This window comes from Halomonas cupida (assembly GCF_900142755.1).
Taxonomy (GTDB): Bacteria; Pseudomonadota; Gammaproteobacteria; order Pseudomonadales; family Halomonadaceae; genus Halomonas; species Halomonas cupida.
Window position 1 is genome coordinate 93,104 of sequence record NZ_FRCA01000009.1, and the last position, 17,840, is coordinate 110,943.

Here is a 17,840-nt window from a genome sequence, read left to right on the forward strand (position 1 = left end):
CTGCGTTTGAAGGCAATCTGCAGCCGCCGGACTTAGGCCGTATACTCAAGCATACACACACAAGGAATCGGGTGATAATGATGAACCGTCCTCTTGCGCTGCTGACGGGAATGGTCCTGCCGCTGGTGATGGCTTCTGCTCAGGCAGCAGATCCGGTGGTGGTCTCGTCGAAGATCGATACTGAAGGTTCGGTGTTGGGGCAGATCATTCTGCAGAGTCTGTCGGATGCCGGTATCGAGGTGGAAGACCGCCTTCAGTTGGGTGGTACCAGTATTGTCCGTTCGGCGCTGAGCAATGGCGAGATCGATATCTATCCGGAGTACACCGGCAATGGTGCCTTCTTCCATGACATGGCCGATAGTCCGGTCTGGCACAAGGCCGAAGAGGCCTATGCCACCGTCAAGGAGAAGGACGAGGCCCAGGGGCTGGTGTGGCTGACACCGGCATCGGCCAACAACACCTATGCCATCAGTGTGCGAGGCGATGTTGCCCGGGACAATGAGCTGGCGACTCTGGACGACGTTGCTGACTACATCAATGACGGTGGTTCCTTCAAGCTTGCCGGCAGCACCGAATTTGTCGAGTCGGCATTTGCCTTGCCGGCGTTCGAGGAAGCCTATGGCTTCGATCTACAGGATGACCAGTTGCTGGTGCTGTCTGGAGGCAATACGGCGGCGACCATGCGCGCCGCTGCTCAACAGACCAGCGGAGTCAACGCGGCAATGACCTATGGTACCGATGGCGGACTGCAGGCTCTGGACCTGGTGGTGATGGAAGATACTCGCGGTGTGCAGCCGGTCTACCAGCCGGCGCCTGTGGTACGCAGCGAGGTGCTGCAAGGCCATCCCGAGATCGCTGATGTGCTGGCGCCGGTATTCGAGTCTCTTGATCTGGAAACCCTGCAGCGACTCAACGGGGACGTTGCGGTCAACGGTTACGACCCGGCACAGGTGGCCGCCGACTATCTCTCCACGCTGGACTAATAGGCGATAGAACGTTTGCATGGATAGCCAACGTAGTGATGATGGAAAGGGATACCTGGTACTGGTGGCCTTGATGGGGGCAGCGCTGGTGGCCTGGTGGTGGCTGCCGAGCGTCAGCGTAGCCCCCAATCGGATTGTTCCCGGTACCGGCTTCTCTGCCGGGCAGGTCGCCGGTTGGCCGATGGCGCTGTTGGCCAGCCTGCCATTGCTGCTCACTGGCTGGGTTGCATTGCGTGCAGGTCAGCAGCGTTTGTCCTGGTTGCTCGGATTGGTGATGCTGTGCCTGGTGGGCTGGCCACTGTGGCTGTTGTTGGCCACTGTCCAACTGGTAGACCCGCAACTTCCTCAGGCACGTGTCGCCATTGGGGCGGGGATGTGGTTGACGCTGTTCCTGCTGCTGTTGGCGCTGATCGAACTGAGTACGCGGATGAAACTGGCTGCGTGGCGGAGCTGGCTGTTGTTTCTGCTCCCGGTGGCGGTGTTGGCGGCGTGTATCCCGGTGGGATTGGATCGCCTTGCATTGTGGCAGGAGTATCAGGGGCGCAGTGACGACTTCATCACGGCTATCGGTGTACACCTGTTGCTGGTCGCGGCAACCGTGGTGCTCAGCCTGATGATCGGTGTCGGGATCGCACTGTTTGTTCGTCGGGTGCCGGCCATGCAGCGCACTGTTTTCTCCATTCTCAACTTCCTGCAGACCATCCCCAGTCTGGCGTTGTTTGGTCTTCTGCTCGGGCCATTGGCCTGGCTGGCCAGTCACTACGCGTGGCTTGAATCGCTGGGCGTCAGTGGCATTGGCTGGGCGCCGGCGCTGCTGGCGCTGGTGGCCTACAGCCTGTTACCGATGGTACGCAACACCCTGGTGGCACTGGAGGGCGTGGATGAAGGTGTCATCGAGGCGGCACGGGGTATGGGCATGAGTCGTCGCCAGATCTTGCAGCAGGTGCGTCTGCCTCTGGCGTTGCCGGTATTGATCGAGGGTATCCGCATTACCACGGTTCAGGCTATCGGCCTGACCGCGGTGGCGGCGTTGATCGGCGCTGGCGGGTTGGGACGCTTCATCTTCCAGGGACTGGGCCAGGCGGCGACGGATCTGGTGTTGTTGGGTGCGCTGCCGATCCTGATCATGGCTCTGGTGGCGGATGCATTGCTGGCAGGGATGGCACGCAAACTACAACCGGGACTATCGCCAGGGGCCGGCACATGATCGAATTGATCGGAGTATCAAAGCGGTTTGGAGACAGTCTGGCCGTCAACAATATCTCGTTGAAGGTGGCCAGTGGTGAGTTCTGCTGTCTGGTGGGAACGTCCGGCTGTGGCAAGTCGACCACACTGCGCATGATCAACCGGCTCATTGAGCATAGTGACGGTGAGATTCATATCGATCAGCAGCCGATTCGCTCGTTTCGAGAGGAGGTCCTGCGTCGGCGTATCGGTTATGCGATTCAGAGCACCGGGCTGTTCCCACACTGGACGGTGGCGCGCAATATCGGTCTGGTGCCACGTCTTCTCAAGTGGTCGCAGGCAGCGGTCGATGCCCGAGTTGAGGAATTGATGGCACTGCTGCGCCTGGATATGGCGGAGTTTGCCGGCAAGTATCCCCATCAGTTGTCCGGCGGCCAGGCACAACGGGTGGGCGTGGCCCGAGCGTTGGCGGCGGACCCGGATATTCTGTTGATGGACGAGCCATTCGGCGCCCTGGATCCGATTACCCGTGAGAATCTTCAGCTCGAGTTGCGGGACCTTCAGGCGCGCCTTGGCAAGACCATCGTTTTCGTGACTCACGACATGGACGAAGCACTTCGTCTGGCCGACCACCTGGTGGTCATGCATGAAGGTCAGGTCGTGCAACAGGGACATCCTCTGGAGCTGTTGCGAGAGCCGGCCAACGAGTTCGTCACATCATTGCTCGGTGGTGAGGATAGAGGCCTCAAGGAGGCGGCATTGTTGCCGGTCAGTGAGCGGATGGTGCCGCTGGGCGTCGGCGGGGTGGCTCGAGACCGCATTGTCCAGACGGCCTCCCTGCGTGATGCACTGTCGATGATGTTATGGCGAAGGGTGGAAAGGCTGGCGGTGGTGGATGACGAGGATATTCCGATCGGTGAGCTGAGTTTTCGCCGTCTGGTGGGAGCGCGTGGCCATGAATGAGCGCCACGGAGCTCCATGGCTGGCCCCATTGTGCTGGGGGATATTGCTGGTTGGTGGATGTCTGCTGATGCGATTCCTCGAGGCTCCACTACGCCTGGTGGAGCCTGACAGCCGTGCGGTGGTTTTCGAGCGCGTCGATCTGCTGACGCTGCTTGGACGGCACCTGTTGGTGGTGTCGGTGGCGGCGTTGCTCTCGGTGGTGGTTGGCGTGGTAGCTGCCATCGCTGTGACCCGTGAGAAGGGGAGGGACTTTCTACCGTTGGTTGCCCAGGTGGCGTCCATGGGTCAGACCTTTCCGCCCGTCGCCGTGCTGGCGTTGGCGGTGCCGGTACTGGGCTTCGGCACCGTGCCGATTATCGTTGCCTTGATGCTCTACGGCCTGTTGCCGGTGGTGCGAAACACCCTTGCCGGAATCGAGGGTATCGACCCGGCAGTGAGAGAAGCTGCCCGGGGCATGGGTATGACATCCAGGCAGATCCTCCGGCAGGTGGAACTGCCATTGGCCAGCCCCGTCATCGTGGCCGGCATTCGCACCTCGGTAACCATCAATATTGCCACGGCAGCATTGGGGGCCACGGTGGGGGCCAGCAACCTCGGCGAACCGATTATCGCGGGTATCGTCAACGGCAATACGGCCTATATCGTTCAGGGCGCAGTACTGATTGCCCTGCTGGCATTGACGGTGGATAGTCTGTTCGGTTGGCTGGCGCCGGGGCATACGGGCTGAGCCACAGCCACAGCCACAGCCACAGCTGCGAGCTGCGAGCGACGAGTACGCTGCGCTCGAGCAGGTAAACCCAGCCACGAGTGACGAGCCTCGAGCACGCTACGCCCGAGCAGGTGAATCCAGCCACGAGTGGCGAGCGTCGAGCACGCTACGCTCGAGCTTGAAACCCAAACTCTGAAGAAATGCACAGAATTTCCGGGTTGGCACTGAACTGCTCGCCACTCGTGGCTCGTGTCTCGTGTCTCGAAGCTGGACCCTGGTCTGCTCGAAGCTCGCATCTTCCGAGTGGCCTTTTCGACCAAAGTCGTGGCTATTCAACCTATTCCGTTTACGTTAACGTCAAACTAGTGCGAGCCCACTTTCCAGGGCAATCCCCTGGCGAGGTGGGGGAATAACGACAACACTGCCCTCACAAGGGGTAGGGATAGGATCATAGCCATGACCACGACCGCACGGACTCACCAGCCGGAGTTTCTGTCCGGTAATGAATTCAGTATTCCCACCTACGCTGTTCTGGCCCAGGACGGTAGCCTCCATGACGGGGCGGAAGAGCCGGACCTGGATCAGGCCAGGGCATTGCGTATCTATCAGGCGATGATCGCCACGCGAGTGCTTGATGAGCGCATGCTGGCGGCCCAGCGTCAGGGCCGCTTGAGTTTCTACATGCAGTGCACTGGCGAGGAAGCCGCCGTGATCGGCAGTGCTGCGGCACTGGATGATGACGACATGATCATGGCCCAGTACCGCGAGCAGGGAGCTCTGGCCTATCGTGGCTTCACCTTCGACGAGTTCATGAACCAGTTGTTCGGCAACGAGATGGACTACGGCAAGGGCCGCCAGATGCCGATCCACTACGGCTCGCGCAAGCTGCACTACATGACCATCTCTTCTCCGCTGGCCACCCAGATTCCGCAGGCGACCGGTTATGCCTATGGCCAGAAGCTGGCCGGAGAGGGGTTGTGCACCATTGTCTACTTTGGCGAGGGGGCAGCCTCGGAAGGGGATTTCCACGCCGCCTTGAATATGGCCACGGTGCATGAGGTCCCGGTTATCTTTTTCTGCCGCAACAACGGCTATGCAATCTCGACACCGTCGGTGGAGCAGTTTGCAGCGGATGGAGTGGCGCCGCGGGCCTTCGGTTATCGCATGCATGTGATCCGCGTTGATGGCAATGATGTGCTGGCGGTCTATCGTGCCACTCAACGTGCTCGTGAGCTGGCGGTGAAGGACAACAAGCCGGTGTTGATCGAGGCCATGACCTATCGGCTTGCGGCACATTCTTCCTCGGACGATCCTTCCGGTTATCGCTCACGGAAGGAGGAGGAAGCATGGCGTGACAAGGATCCGATCACGCGTATGCGCGCCTGGCTTGAAATCAAGGGGTGGTGGGACGGTGATCAGGAGAAGGCGCTGCAGGATCGCCTGAGGGCCGACGTTCTGGACACCATGAAGCGTGCGGAGAAGCGTCCGCCGCCCCCGCTCGACAGTCTGGTGACGGATGTCTATGCCGATGTCACTCCGGCGCTGCAGCGCCAACTGGATCAGCTCAAGCGTCATATCCGCCGCTATCCCGAGGCCTACCCGCGAGGTGCTCGGTCGCTGGATCCGGTGTTGAGCGCGGCCGACCATGTCGAAGATCATGCCGCAGACCAGGGAGGGGAGTGACATGGCGACCATCAATATGCTGCAGGCGATCAATCAGGCACTGGATATCGCCATGGCCGAGGATGAGCGAGTGCTCTGCTTCGGTGAGGATGTCGGGGGCTTCGGTGGGGTTTTCCGTGCCACCAGCCATCTGCAGGAGAAGTACGGCAAGGCGCGTTGCTTCAACACGCCACTGGTCGAGCAGGGCATCATCGGCTTCGCCAACGGTCTTGCGGCCCAGGGCTCGGTACCGGTTGCCGAGATCCAGTTTGCTGACTACATCTTTCCGGCCTTCGACCAGATCGTCAACGAGACAGCCAAGTTCCGTTATCGCTCCGGTGACCTGTTCAACGTCGGTGGCTTGACCATTCGTGCCCCATACGGCGGGGGCATATCCGGGGGGCTTTACCACTCCCAGTCACCGGAAGCCTATTTCGCGCATACGCCGGGCATCAAGATCGTCGTGCCCCGCAATCCATACGAAGCCAAGGGACTGCTGCTGGCCGCGATTCGCGATCCAGACCCGGTGCTGTTCTTCGAGCCCAAGCGTCTGTACCGCGCGTCAGTTGGTGAGGTGCCCGAAGAGGACTATCAACTGCCCATCGGCGAGGCGGAGATCACCAAGGAAGGTTCCGACATCACCCTGGTAGGCTGGGGTGCGCAGATGGACGTCATCGACAAGGCGGTGGAACTGGCCGAGAAGGACGGAATTTCCTGTGAGGTCATCGATCTACGCAGCATTCTGCCTTGGGACGAGGACACCATCGTCGAGTCGGTACTCAAGACCGGGCGTTTGCTGATCACTCATGAAGCCCCGCGCACGGGAGGCTTTGCCGCCGAGATTTCCGCGACGATTCAGGAGCGCTGTTTTCTGTACCTGGAGTCACCCATCGAACGGGTGACAGCGCTGCAAACACCGGCCACGCTCACTCGAGACAACCAGCAGAACCCCAAACACCCCAAAATCCCAGAGACCAGCAACGCCCCGAGGAACTACTGAGCCACGAGACAAGCAACGAAGAAAACCACATGGCCCAACAACGGCGAGACGATCCCCGACTGCAAAGACGCAGAGAACAAGGCCGCCAACAGCAAGAGCATCACCCAAGACCAACCCGGGCTCGAAACAATGACCCACAAGCCCCCAACCGAGAATACAGCGCCGCAAGCAGCAGCGAGCCACCCGATGCACGTAGACCCTAGACAGAGCGCGAGACAACACGAACCGCAAGGCGCCGATCCGACAACCAAGAAGGGCAAGGGCGAAGCAGACGCCGAACACGAGACGGAACAAGCAACGACACGGCCGACGACACCCGACCAACGCAACAAGGACGCACGACCACATCCAGACGCGACGAATAACAAGGGCAGCCCTGCGGAATTCAGTCGCCCGCAGACAGGCCAAGGAAGCCACGAAGGAAAAAACCGCGACAGACACGTCAGCCACGGCGACACCACCCAGGAGCAACAGCGCCCACTCGACCGAAGAACCCACAAAGCACCCACCCACAAAACACCACCCCAACAAACAGTGATGCCGAAGCACGACGAACCCAAACACGAACCGGCCCCAGCACATGCACCGATCGAAGCCAACCGCCCAGACCGCGACGAAGAAGAGCAGGACACCGCCCCACAAACACACGCCAGAGCGAAGGTGGGCCAGCGAAGTCAGCGGAGACACAAAGCACCAGACGCAAAAGCGACTGACCGAAAAGCACAGCAAGCAAGCACACCGCCAAGCCAAACAGGACGTCCCCGGGAGCACGAGCACCACCCCAAACAAGAAGACACCACACGCAGGCAGCGTGAGCCGCGAGCGCTCAAACAAAAAGGACTCCCCTGCCGCCAAACTGACAGAACAAGCGACGCAACGAGACCCCGCCACCAGCAACCAGCCAGCTCACACGAGAACCCCACCAAACCTGTCCAACAAAGAAAGCACAGGCAGCACACAACAACCCCGCACAGCGTGCCCCCCCCCAGCAACAACCCGCACCACCATGACGGAAATCAACCCCAGAACAACGAATCACGGCCGCTCCCTCACCCAAGCAAAAAGCAAGACGAAGCAAAGCAGAGCCGTCGAACACCGAACCAATGAATAATGAACACCAGAGAGATGGCAATGAAGGACAACCCAATACAAAAAGCACGTCGCGAGAAAAAGACCAGAAAAAACAATAAACAGGCGGCCTGCAAGATCGGCATCGCAGAACAAGGCAACGCCGCACCGAACGTGCCAACCGGCAAGGGAGTGAAAACCCGCAACCAAGGAGAGATCGCCACAGAAAGGCAAAGCCGTACCGAAGCAACAAGGCAAGCACCAGTCAGGCAACAGGATAGCGCGGGCCAAAACAGCAGAAACACCAAGATCAAAGCTCAGGAAAGAACCTAGCCGGCCCCGATCACCAAGCCGCCGGAACTCGCCACGCTGGCCACCGGAAAGACCCAAAAGCGGCCCAGCTCCAACGAGCAAGAGAAAAGACCCAAAAGCCCCATCAGCACAGCGACAACGGGACGCGACCAGCCGAGACTGCACCACGGAACAAGCCCACGCCTCTGCAACACAAGCAACGGCTATCGGCAACAGACCGAAAGCAGCAGCCCGAAGACAACGAAACCCGCAAGCAGCCCACCCAGCCACAAGCAGAACCGAACAGCCCAGAGCCGAAAAAAGCACAGCCCAAACGCCACCGCAACAGTCAGAAAGCCCCCAACACCAAGCCCGAGACCCACGCAGCCACAACGAAGCCCCAAAGCGACCAGACGCAGCACCACGGTGCAAGCCACAAATCAAGCAACTCGCCTAACGACACATCGAACCAACAGCCAAAGGAGCATAAGGCTGACTGGCGGCCCGCAACACCCACACTCGCCAAACCCAAGGCGTCAAGGCAACCAGCCCAACACCACCCCAACATCGCCAAGACCGACACAAAGAAGACCCGAGCAAGCACCAACACGGCCAGCACCCCCGAAGAACGCGCCCGACACCATACCACACAGACCCAAACCAGGCCACCACGGGAAGGGAGCGTGCGACCGAACACAACCGAGAACAACGATCCCGCAAAGAAGGCCGGGAAGCGCAGCCACCGGGGGCACGTAGAGCCGACCAACGTCACGACAAACTAAAAGCAAACCCACACCAAGACAAGGCCAATGGAGCAAACCCGCGCCCTCCAGGGGGACACCGACACAGAAAACCAGCCAAACGGGGAGGTCAACAGCACAGCGACACAGAACCGTGCACAGACCAGCCCGCGTCCCCAGGAGAACACCACCAGCAACGGCAACAAGATCGTCAAGCCAATGCCAGGGAACAGACGCCGGACAAGCCCCAACAAACCAACGCGCGTCATGCCAACAGCAATGTCAGTGATCACCAAAAACGAAACCCAGCACCGCCACCGACACGCCCCGACGAACAGGCCCGCCCCAGCACACGACACCAAACACCACCGGCTCAAAACCGCCGCATGAGCCAACGTGCCACCACAGCGACCGCAGTGGAGGAGCCGACACACTGGCCACAGAGGATCGAGGGCATCCCCGACCCAGACCCCAAAGTCAGCCCCAACCCCGATAACCAGATCATCAACAACACACCCAACCAGACGAAACCGGGGATCCCCGACAGCACCGACAAAACTGAACAACCAAAGACCCCAGACTGGAGCCCCGAGACGGCAAGGAGCACCCAGACCGGAATGCACACCCCGAGACGCTCCACCCGGAGTGACGAAGGCGGAGACGAGACCCGCAACAAACTCAACAACCTGCAGCGCGAAAGCGACAAGACCAACGACAAACAGGGAATGCGCCAGACCAACAAGGCCTTCCTCGCCGCCGCGAGGAGACCCAGCAACCACCCGATAAGCGGCGCGATCGCACCGCGACGCAAGACGGACGCGGTCCACACCGACACCGCCATGAACCTGAACCACCCACAACCCAAACCCCCCACCATCGCGGCCGACAACAACAAACTGACAAGCGCGCACGCCATCCATCGCCAAAACATCATCAACAGCAGCCTGGTCAACGCGCCGGACACCAACCACCTGGAGAGCGACAACGGCGACCAGCCAGTAATACGCCACCCGGACATGCGCGGACCCAAGGAAATCAACCCGGTCCCCGAGAGCCAGGAGCACAGGCGCCAGCAAAGCCACGGTGAGGACGGGCCCGATCACGAACAAATCCTGGCACTGCCCCAGCCGAGCATAACCTCGCCAGAGGCGCTCAACGAAAGAAACCAGACGCAAAAGAACACCATCGAGGAGCTGCCGGCACATCCCAAGAGCAACCATCACCATCGACCGATGCAACCATCCAGCAACGAGGAGGCGCGAGATCGCCTGGACGACATGATGCACCCGGTCCGCCGCAACGAACGCCGGGGCGCAACACGCCACATCAACAAGCCCAACAAGGACACCCGCGTAGCAACCCACGTGACGCCCCACCCGGATCGACAACATCCACGCAATACACACAAGCGCCTGACGCGCCACAGCGCCGAGCAGCAAGGAGGCCTCAGCACACGAACGAACCCACAACGCACCGCCCAAGCCCCAAGCCAGCAATCCCGCAACACCCAAACCAGACACCGCACCGCACGAAGAGGCCCCACCACCCCAGGATCAAGCACCGCACCAAGCACACTGCCACCTGAAGAGACCAGAAACGCCAGCAGGCGGCTCAAGCTCATGCCGAACCGCGGCGCAACCCGGGGGAGGCCGTCCACGAATACCAGACAGAAGCGAAGCAAAGAAGACAAGGGGAACCAGCCGAACCACTCACGAAACAAAGCCCGCGAAACAGTGCCAGAAACGCAGACGCACCATAACACCATGGCCAACGAACATGTCCACAATCCGCAGCAGAGAGCCGGACGCAAGCGAGCACAGACCCCAAACCCAGAGCAAAAGGAACGGCACGACAACCACAGCCGCCCCATCACGGCGGTCATGAAGCGCACGGGCGCCACCAGGGGGTCACGCATCAAACGCAGCGAATCGTGATTGGACCGACACACCACGACCTCGGTCAGGCAGGCAACTGCGGCGCACGTAGACGCCAACGCACCACAGGACAGCAAGCAACAAAAAAACCAAAAATCCCAGGAGCCCCCAACGCAAGCGAACAGCGCACAGAGGCACGACACCAGCGGCGCGAAGAGACAACCGGAAACGAACGCAACGGCATACCCCATAGCGAGCCAAGCACAAAGATCCAGCTGCACGACGGCACAAGAAACCAACGCCACCGAACACAAGGTAGGAGCAGTAAACAGAAGCGCCGCCGACCACCGCACACAGCAGAACGCCAGCGACAGAGCGACCATCAAGACCGCCAACTGCACACCGGCATCGAACAGATCAGCCAACGCTGACAGCAACACCCAGCACACGCGCTACCAACACGGGCCAACGGCGAACACCACGCACTCGCCAACCACCAACGACACCGCTGATCGCACCGACCAGACCCAAAAGCCAGACCAGCACAAGAGCAGCGCCAACAAAAGCTTCCCCCCGGGGACACAAACCCCGCGAAGCAAACCCGGCTGAAGCGGCTAGTAGCCGCTGAAGCAAAGGAGCGGAAGGGACAAAGGAACAAGCCGAAAATCGCGCCATGAAAGACCCGGACAAAAGACCGAAAGCCACAGCAGCACAAAGCCACAAAGCCGCATCTGCCCCTAGCCACCAAGGGCCTGGGCGGTGAAGCGCGCCCAACGCACCACAGGAGCGAAGAAATACAACGCCAGTGAATGCATCAACAAAAGCAGAAACAGTCACACCAACCAGGACAGCACCCCGAACAGCGCACAAGCATAGAACCACACGAAACACAGAGAGCAGTGCACCAACAGCACCAAGGCCGTCAAGCGCCAAAGCACCGAGCAGATGAACCGCCCAGCAAACCAACACAACAGAGGAGAGCGCCGGCCGACTCGCAACGAGACAAGAAACCGCAGCAGCAACACAGCAACCAGGCGCGAACGAAACACCCGCATCAAAGCCAAACAGAGCCAGATCGCACGCGGACGCGACAGCAGAACCGGGCACCCAGACGAAACAGCCACGACCGAGAACGCCCACAACAATCGCGCCCAGCCGCCGCCGCACACCACACAAGAACAGCCCGACAGACACCGAAACACCGGAAACCAAACCGGCCACAACACCCACGACAAAAGCAACAGCAACAGTCCCAGCCAGCGCCGAAAAGACCCAGCCCCAACAGCCCCAGAGCTAACGAACCAAGGAAAGATACACAAAAGGCAAGAGGGAGACGGTAAAGGTCACGGCAAAGGGGCCGAGCCGCAGCGGCTACAGTAGCCGCGTCAAGGCCAGAGCAACGACACCAAAGCCGACAGCGCCGAACACCCCGGCAACCCCGAGAGCCCCGCCGCAAGAAGGACTAAGCAAACGCCGGCACAACCCACCGGGAACCGGCAACACCCCACCCAGCCCAGCGGCAACAGGCCACACGCACACGCCAAGCAACCAACCGTCAGGTCAAAACCCGTCACCACCCCTCGCCGAGAACATCGACGCCAGCGACACGGATGAAACAAAGCCAAAAACACTCAGCAAAACCCCACGAAAAAACAGGGCCCGACAAAGCGACACGGACAAGTCCGGCACGCGAAGCCCAGGCACCAACGAGAGAAGACGCCCCACCCGGGCAACGCCTAAACAGACAAGACCAAGTCGACAACTAACGAACGGAGGCCCGACCACCCCCACAACCAGCCAGGCAACCACAAGAAGCGCAGCCAGTCCCACACAAAGGCCAAGTACGGGAAACAGCGGAACGCCCAAGCCAAGAACCAAACACAGAAAGGCAACGCGGCCGAACAAGACAAACACAGGAGCCAAAGACCGGTGCGCAACCGGGAGCGCGAGGCGCGCCAGAAGCGCAAGAACCGGGGAACCCACGGCCTCGAAACCGACCAAACGAGACAACCAACGGAAACCAAACAACAGGCCGCAAGCCGACAGAAAGCCGCCGACAACCCGGTGACTCAGAAAAAGGGACAACAACACAAGACGAACAAAACCCAGACCAACCAGCAACAGACCGGAGACCAGGGACAAAACAAGCGCGGAAACAAGATACTCGGCACAGCCCACTGCTCCCAAACCCGAAAGAGCACAACCACTAAGAACACCAAGCAGACAAACGGCACCGACAGCAAGGCAGCGACGCCGAACCAGCAGAGCGGAGACCACCCAGGCAAGCAGGCAGCCGCAGAACCACACGACCACAGCTAGACCGCCGAGAAGCGCACACGCAAGCCAGTCAGGAAGCACCAGCAGAGCGAAAAGCACGCAGACGATCACCGAGCGACCAAACACGCGAAGCACAAAACGCGAAAGCCACGCGACAATCGACACCGAACACGAAACCAATCAGCGGGACAGTCCCTCCTCAACAGGGGCGAGCGAAAGCCTGGGGCCACGGACAACACACCGTCAACCTCAAGCAAGCCACCAGCAAGCCACCGACGCAAAACAACGACGGCGAGACAACCCAACCAGAAACGCACCCATACCGCCACCACCGAGTCGCCACAGACAGGGATGATCGACAGCGCCCGGGTCGGGGGCGGACACGCCCCCACCGGATGGCCCACCACGGCACCCCCCAGAGCCGCCAGCAAAACAACACCAAAGCACACCCCATGAACACCAAGCCACGACAAGTCACGACCGCCGAAAACCACGCCCGCAACGGCGGAAACAACGTCACTCAGGCCCAATACACAAAGCGCACGAACAAAAAGCAGCACCAACAGGCCAACAACGAACACCACCAAACCAGCAGTGGCCAGAACAAGCAACAGAACCAACATCACAACACCGGCCATAGCAAGCAGGAAAGAGGCGATGACAACCGCAAACACGAAAGCAAGCGGAAGCGCGACCACGAGGATGTCCATCCACAGCACGCTACGCCCTATCCACACACGACAGCCGCGAAGCACAACACGAACCGGCCCAGCAACAAAACGGAGCAGTACCATGCCCACCAGCAACAGCACGGCACCAAGACCCAGTCCCAGACGGCCAAGGGCAAAGGAAATCCCGATGCACCAAGACACCACCACCAAAACCAAAACACCGAGAGAGCCCACCACACCGACATAACGACGCACCCGAGCCAGCAGGGCCAACAAACGAGAAAGAGGAAAAACAGCACAGCACGCAACGTCCCCCAGATCACCACAGGACACCCGAATCCCGCACCCAGGGGGAAGACTCAAGAACTCAAAGCGGACCCCAGGCGCGACCCCGAGCATGAACCCCCAAGCCCGGGGATCCAACCCGATAACCTGTCAGCCGATAAACAGCAGACCCCGAAATCCGCACCATCACACACCATAGACACGAGCACCCCGGACCTCCAGAACCCCAACCAGCACAGACCAGGCGCACCCGCAACACCAGAACGCGACCGCGCCGAACACGGTAGCGGCAGACAGGCCGCGACACAGAGGACGGACCAGCAGCAGACCGAAACGCAAGCCGCCGACAAACAACACACAGCAGCCACAGGCCTACCGAGAGCAAAACCCTGGAGCAGGAACAGACAACAACACCTTCGACCCGCGGACGACCCAAGAGCGAAAGGAGCCCAAAACCCCCGAGAAACCCCAGACAGCCCGGAAAAGAGACAACGGAAAACCAGGAAAGCTACACCCGGCGAGAACCACCACCAACCCAGACTCAACGCTAACCGACCAAAAACAGGGTAAAGAACAAAGCACAACCAGGCCACGCCGGGCCATGCCCAGGACGCGGAAGCAGAACGCCAAGGACGCCGCCATGGATACCCGCCACAGCGAAGCCCAGGGCAGCAAGCGGGGCATGAAGCCCCTGGCAAAGAGGCAGCCCGCCCCACGAGGGGCACAAGAGAAGATCAACACTCAAAAAGCACCCCAGTTCCAAACCACAAAACCACCAAAAAACGCAACCAACACCACACAACAACAACTGAACAACAAACGAAACCAGATGCTGACCGCCGACAACCGACCACACCACTACAACGAGCAGATCCTCAAACAGGAGACGCAACGAGACGCACGGATCGAAGACGACACAGCGCGAAACAACAGCTTCTGCCTGGAAACAGACAGCCCCCCGAAAGAACAGAAAGACAAACAAAGCGCCGAGCACCGGACAGCAACCGACACGGACTCTGCCGCCAGCCAAATCAATGCCAAGGACCCCGACAAGGCGGGCGAACTCGACAAACGCCAACACTTTGACAGGCAGCACAGGCCGGACGCCCAGGGGCTCAAAAGCAACGAGGACAGGGCCAACCCCAAGCAGGAAGACGGGCACATACCGCCCGACCAGCCGGTCAGCGAGCACACAACGAACATGCCGATCGACACCGGCGACAGGCCACCCAAGCGCATCCTTCGACCCGACGACACCAAAAACGCCGACAAGGTGCTACAGGACCTAAACAAAGACAAGCATGCACCACCAGACAAAACACTCAGCCACTACAGCACCCCCGCAGATCCAGAACACCACACAAGACAAACAGACCAGGCAAAAACGAAAACCCGGCCCGACAGGCAGCCCGCCCAGGACGCAGCCAGGGCGCAAGAAGAAGCGACAACCGAATCAAGAGCGAAGCGTCCAGCAGAACAGGACCATCAGGCATGCAGCCAATGCGACCGTCAAGACCCAATCGGAGACGCCAGGGGCGCCAGTCGAGAAGCCACCAGGACCGCGCAGCCAGACCTCCAAGAGGCACGAAGCCCGGCACGACAGCACAGTCCCAATAACCACACCAGGATCCCCCAACGCAGACAGCAAGAAAGCCGAAGGTAACCACCGTGCAACACAGAAGCGAGACGCCCTCCCGAATGGAGAAGCCCGCATCAACGCCGAGAGCACAACAGTTCCCAGCACAGGCAGGGATGGGCGGCCGCCAGTGGTAATGCGCGAAGCCAACCAGGGGCACAGCGGGAGCGAACGTGGTCACGGGAACCCAACCAGCAACCCCGCCAGCGAATCAGCCGAGACCGCCGCGATCACAGACCGACCCGAAAGGCCCGAAAGACAACGGATCAAGGCCCCCGAAGAACCCACAGCAGGTGAAGCGGCGCCCGCACGTCCCCCGCACGAAAGAAACACCAACGGCCCTCCGCGACCAAGCGTCGAGAATGGCGACCCGGCAGCAACCGAGAGCAACCACGCGACCACCGACCACATGGCGGGAAACGACACCCAAGGGACAAGCACCAACAGAGAGGCCGACCACCCGCAAGCCAGGACAACACCGAACGGGAAGCACCCCGGCACACCCACCACACCAGAAAATCCCACACTCAACAACAACAAACACCCCAGGACACCAAACAACACCCCTAAGCCCAACACACACCCGGACAACCAGAAGACCGCGGCACCTGCAGCAACCCAGCAGAACAGAGGAGAGAAAGGCCGGACCGAGAGAACCACCCCCAGCAGAACCCGACGGACCCGCAGGGGCAGCCCCAGCAGGAAAACGCCTGACGCCGGCCAAGCAGCCAGCAGCGACCATAGAGGGACGACCCAGACACCCAGCCGCCACGGGCCCTCCAACAAAACGCAGACCCACGAGACACCACCCGGCACGCAGCGGAAGACCGGACTCACCGGCGACAAAAACAAGGCCGCAACAAGCAACAACGACAGCCCATCCCAGAAAGCAGAAAACGACAGCGCCCCAAGAGCCAGGAACGAAGGCGCGCCCAAAAGCACCAGCAACACGGCCACAGACGCCCACACAAGCACAACGACCGGCGCTCTGGACAGAGCAACCACCAACGACCGACCAGCAGCCACCAACCATGCCACCACCACGGACCAAGACACACCCGGCACCGTCAATGGAAAGCCCAACGACACAAGAGGGAACGAGGCGACCACGAACACTGACACCACACCGAGAAACTCCAGCCACAGAAGACTCGTTCGCAACAACGAGGGAACGGACACACGCACCACCACGCCGGCCCTGGAAAGACAGCCGCCCAGCGAGTACACCCACACCCATGGACAGCCAGAAACCAGCAAGACCACATAGACCATCAAGCTCGACGCTGACACCACCCCCGACACCCTGATGCCACAGGGGCAGCCTGCCGAGACAGGCACACCACCAAAGCCGGCCCAGACGGACAAGACACAAAACACGAGCCACCCCGGCGACCCAACCGACAAAATCAACCAGGCCACCGGCAATTCGCCGCCAGGCCCAGACAACGCAAGAAAATCGGAGCGCAATAAGCCCCACGAAGAAACGGAAACGCACACCCAAACCATCCCCAGCGACACGAAGGGCGACAGCCCGAAAACCAGGAGAACAAAAGACACAGACAGAACAGAGCCAAGCAAAGCAACCACTACAGTCAAAGACGAGCACCGAAAACCCACACTGACACAGACAAATGCAACCTACAGCTGAAGCAAAACACAAAACCCAAGCACCACAGAGCAAAACACCGACCACAACACCCCAAGCCAAAAAGGGCAAGACAGCTGAAAACACACCGGCACAGAAAGAGACCACGACACCCACCAAGAACGTCGAAGCAGCAACCTCAAGGACAAACCACCCACCCCAGCAGAAGAAAACCAAGAGACAGCAGCAGCAGCGTTTCGACCAGCAGGCCCGAGAGTCCATCCAACTGGACCTGCTTGCGCAGCAGACCATAGGTACCGAAGGACACGGCCAGGGTACAACTGATCCACGGCAGACTACCGAGCTGTACCAGCTGTACGCCGATGGCCAGCAGAGCCAGAACGATGGCGGTACCCTGCATGGGTGTGATGCGTTCCTTGAGCACCAGCATGCCGAGGGCCACGTTGACCAGCGGAGTCATGAAATAGCCCAGACTGGCCTGCAGCACATGCTGGGTTTCCACCGCGTAGATGTACAGGCCCCAGTTCAGGGCGATCAGAATGGCGCAACACAGCACTCTGCCAAGTCGCCGCGGATGAGCAAGGGCATCGCGAATCGGCGCCCAACGCCGCAGTACACAAATGACCAGAGCGAGGAACAGGCAGGACCAGAGTACACGATGGGCCAGGATCTCGAGCGCAGGTACGCCGTCGAACAGGGCGAAAAACAATGGAAACAGGCCCCACATGCTGTAGGCCACCAGTCCCAGCGCTACGCCCCTTGTCGACTCTGACACCGTCGATTCCGAAACGGTCGATCCCGAAGTTCTGGCCAACGGTCATCCTCCCTGAAAAGGCGTCAGGTTAGCATACTAACGACGAGCTACGAGCTGGCGCATGTTCGTTCCCGAC

13 protein-coding genes are annotated in these 17,840 nt (G+C 60.3%); 9 read left to right on the forward strand and 4 right to left on the reverse strand.

Annotated elements, in window-relative coordinates; genetic code table 11:
• The first annotated feature begins 77 nt into the window (after positions 1-77).
• From osmF to BUE38_RS15805, 8 genes are all read left to right on the forward strand, one after another.
• Entirely contained in the window at positions 78-983 is a 906-nt protein-coding gene (gene osmF, locus BUE38_RS15765; RefSeq protein ID WP_084541989.1) for a glycine betaine ABC transporter substrate-binding protein OsmF, read from the forward strand.
• Positions 984-1,002: 19 nt separating this feature from the next.
• A complete protein-coding gene (locus BUE38_RS15770; protein ID WP_073436201.1) occupies positions 1,003-2,190 on the forward strand; it encodes an ABC transporter permease in 1,188 nt (395 codons plus the stop codon).
• Positions 2,187-3,131 carry an ABC transporter ATP-binding protein gene (locus BUE38_RS15775; RefSeq protein ID WP_073436202.1) on the forward strand — a complete coding sequence of 315 codons (945 nt, stop codon included), beginning with the start codon at positions 2,187-2,189 and terminating at the stop codon, positions 3,129-3,131. Before BUE38_RS15770 ends, BUE38_RS15775 begins: the two co-directional genes overlap by 4 nt.
• Positions 3,124-3,858 (forward strand): ABC transporter permease, encoded by a 735-nt coding sequence (locus BUE38_RS15780; protein WP_073436203.1) that lies wholly within the window; start codon positions 3,124-3,126, stop codon positions 3,856-3,858. Before BUE38_RS15775 ends, BUE38_RS15780 begins: the two co-directional genes overlap by 8 nt.
• Before the next feature lie 438 nt (positions 3,859-4,296).
• Positions 4,297-5,523 (forward strand): thiamine pyrophosphate-dependent dehydrogenase E1 component subunit alpha, encoded by a 1,227-nt coding sequence (locus BUE38_RS15785; RefSeq protein ID WP_073436204.1) that lies wholly within the window; start codon positions 4,297-4,299, stop codon positions 5,521-5,523.
• Position 5,524: 1 nt separating this feature from the next.
• On the forward strand, positions 5,525-6,502 hold the full coding sequence (locus BUE38_RS15790; protein ID WP_073436205.1) for an alpha-ketoacid dehydrogenase subunit beta: 978 nt from the start codon (positions 5,525-5,527) through the stop codon (positions 6,500-6,502).
• Positions 6,503-7,633: 1,131 nt separating this feature from the next.
• A complete protein-coding gene (locus tag BUE38_RS15795) occupies positions 7,634-7,903 on the forward strand; it encodes a hypothetical protein (RefSeq protein ID WP_143166358.1) in 270 nt (89 codons plus the stop codon).
• A 1,084-nt stretch (positions 7,904-8,987) separates the two neighbouring features.
• On the forward strand, positions 8,988-10,535 hold the full coding sequence (locus BUE38_RS15805; protein ID WP_143166359.1) for a hypothetical protein: 1,548 nt from the start codon (positions 8,988-8,990) through the stop codon (positions 10,533-10,535).
• A 1,500-nt stretch (positions 10,536-12,035) separates the two neighbouring features.
• On the opposite strand, the gene BUE38_RS23520 is transcribed toward BUE38_RS15805, so the two are convergent.
• Both BUE38_RS23520 and BUE38_RS22665 read right to left on the reverse strand, forming a co-directional pair.
• On the reverse strand, positions 12,036-12,917 hold the full coding sequence (locus tag BUE38_RS23520; RefSeq protein ID WP_159438900.1) for a SulP family inorganic anion transporter: 882 nt from the start codon (positions 12,915-12,917) through the stop codon (positions 12,036-12,038).
• Positions 12,860-13,756, reverse strand: a complete 897-nt coding sequence (locus BUE38_RS22665) for a hypothetical protein (protein WP_200802204.1) — start codon at positions 13,754-13,756, stop codon at positions 12,860-12,862. Before BUE38_RS22665 ends, BUE38_RS23520 begins: the two co-directional genes overlap by 58 nt.
• A 592-nt stretch (positions 13,757-14,348) precedes the next feature.
• Here BUE38_RS22665 and BUE38_RS15830 point away from each other — a divergent pair.
• A complete protein-coding gene (locus tag BUE38_RS15830) occupies positions 14,349-15,371 on the forward strand; it encodes an amidohydrolase family protein (protein ID WP_143166361.1) in 1,023 nt (340 codons plus the stop codon).
• A 150-nt stretch (positions 15,372-15,521) separates the two neighbouring features.
• Here the strand turns inward: BUE38_RS15830 and BUE38_RS15835 are convergent, their stop codons facing one another.
• The gene (locus tag BUE38_RS15835; protein ID WP_143166362.1) at positions 15,522-16,940 is read right to left on the reverse strand and encodes a hypothetical protein; all 1,419 of its coding nucleotides are present in this window, start codon (positions 16,938-16,940) and stop codon (positions 15,522-15,524) included.
• 188 nt (positions 16,941-17,128) lie between these two features.
• Positions 17,129-17,725 (reverse strand): EamA family transporter RarD, encoded by a 597-nt coding sequence (rarD, locus tag BUE38_RS15840; RefSeq protein WP_143166363.1) that lies wholly within the window; start codon positions 17,723-17,725, stop codon positions 17,129-17,131.
• Positions 17,726-17,840 lie beyond the last annotated feature (115 nt).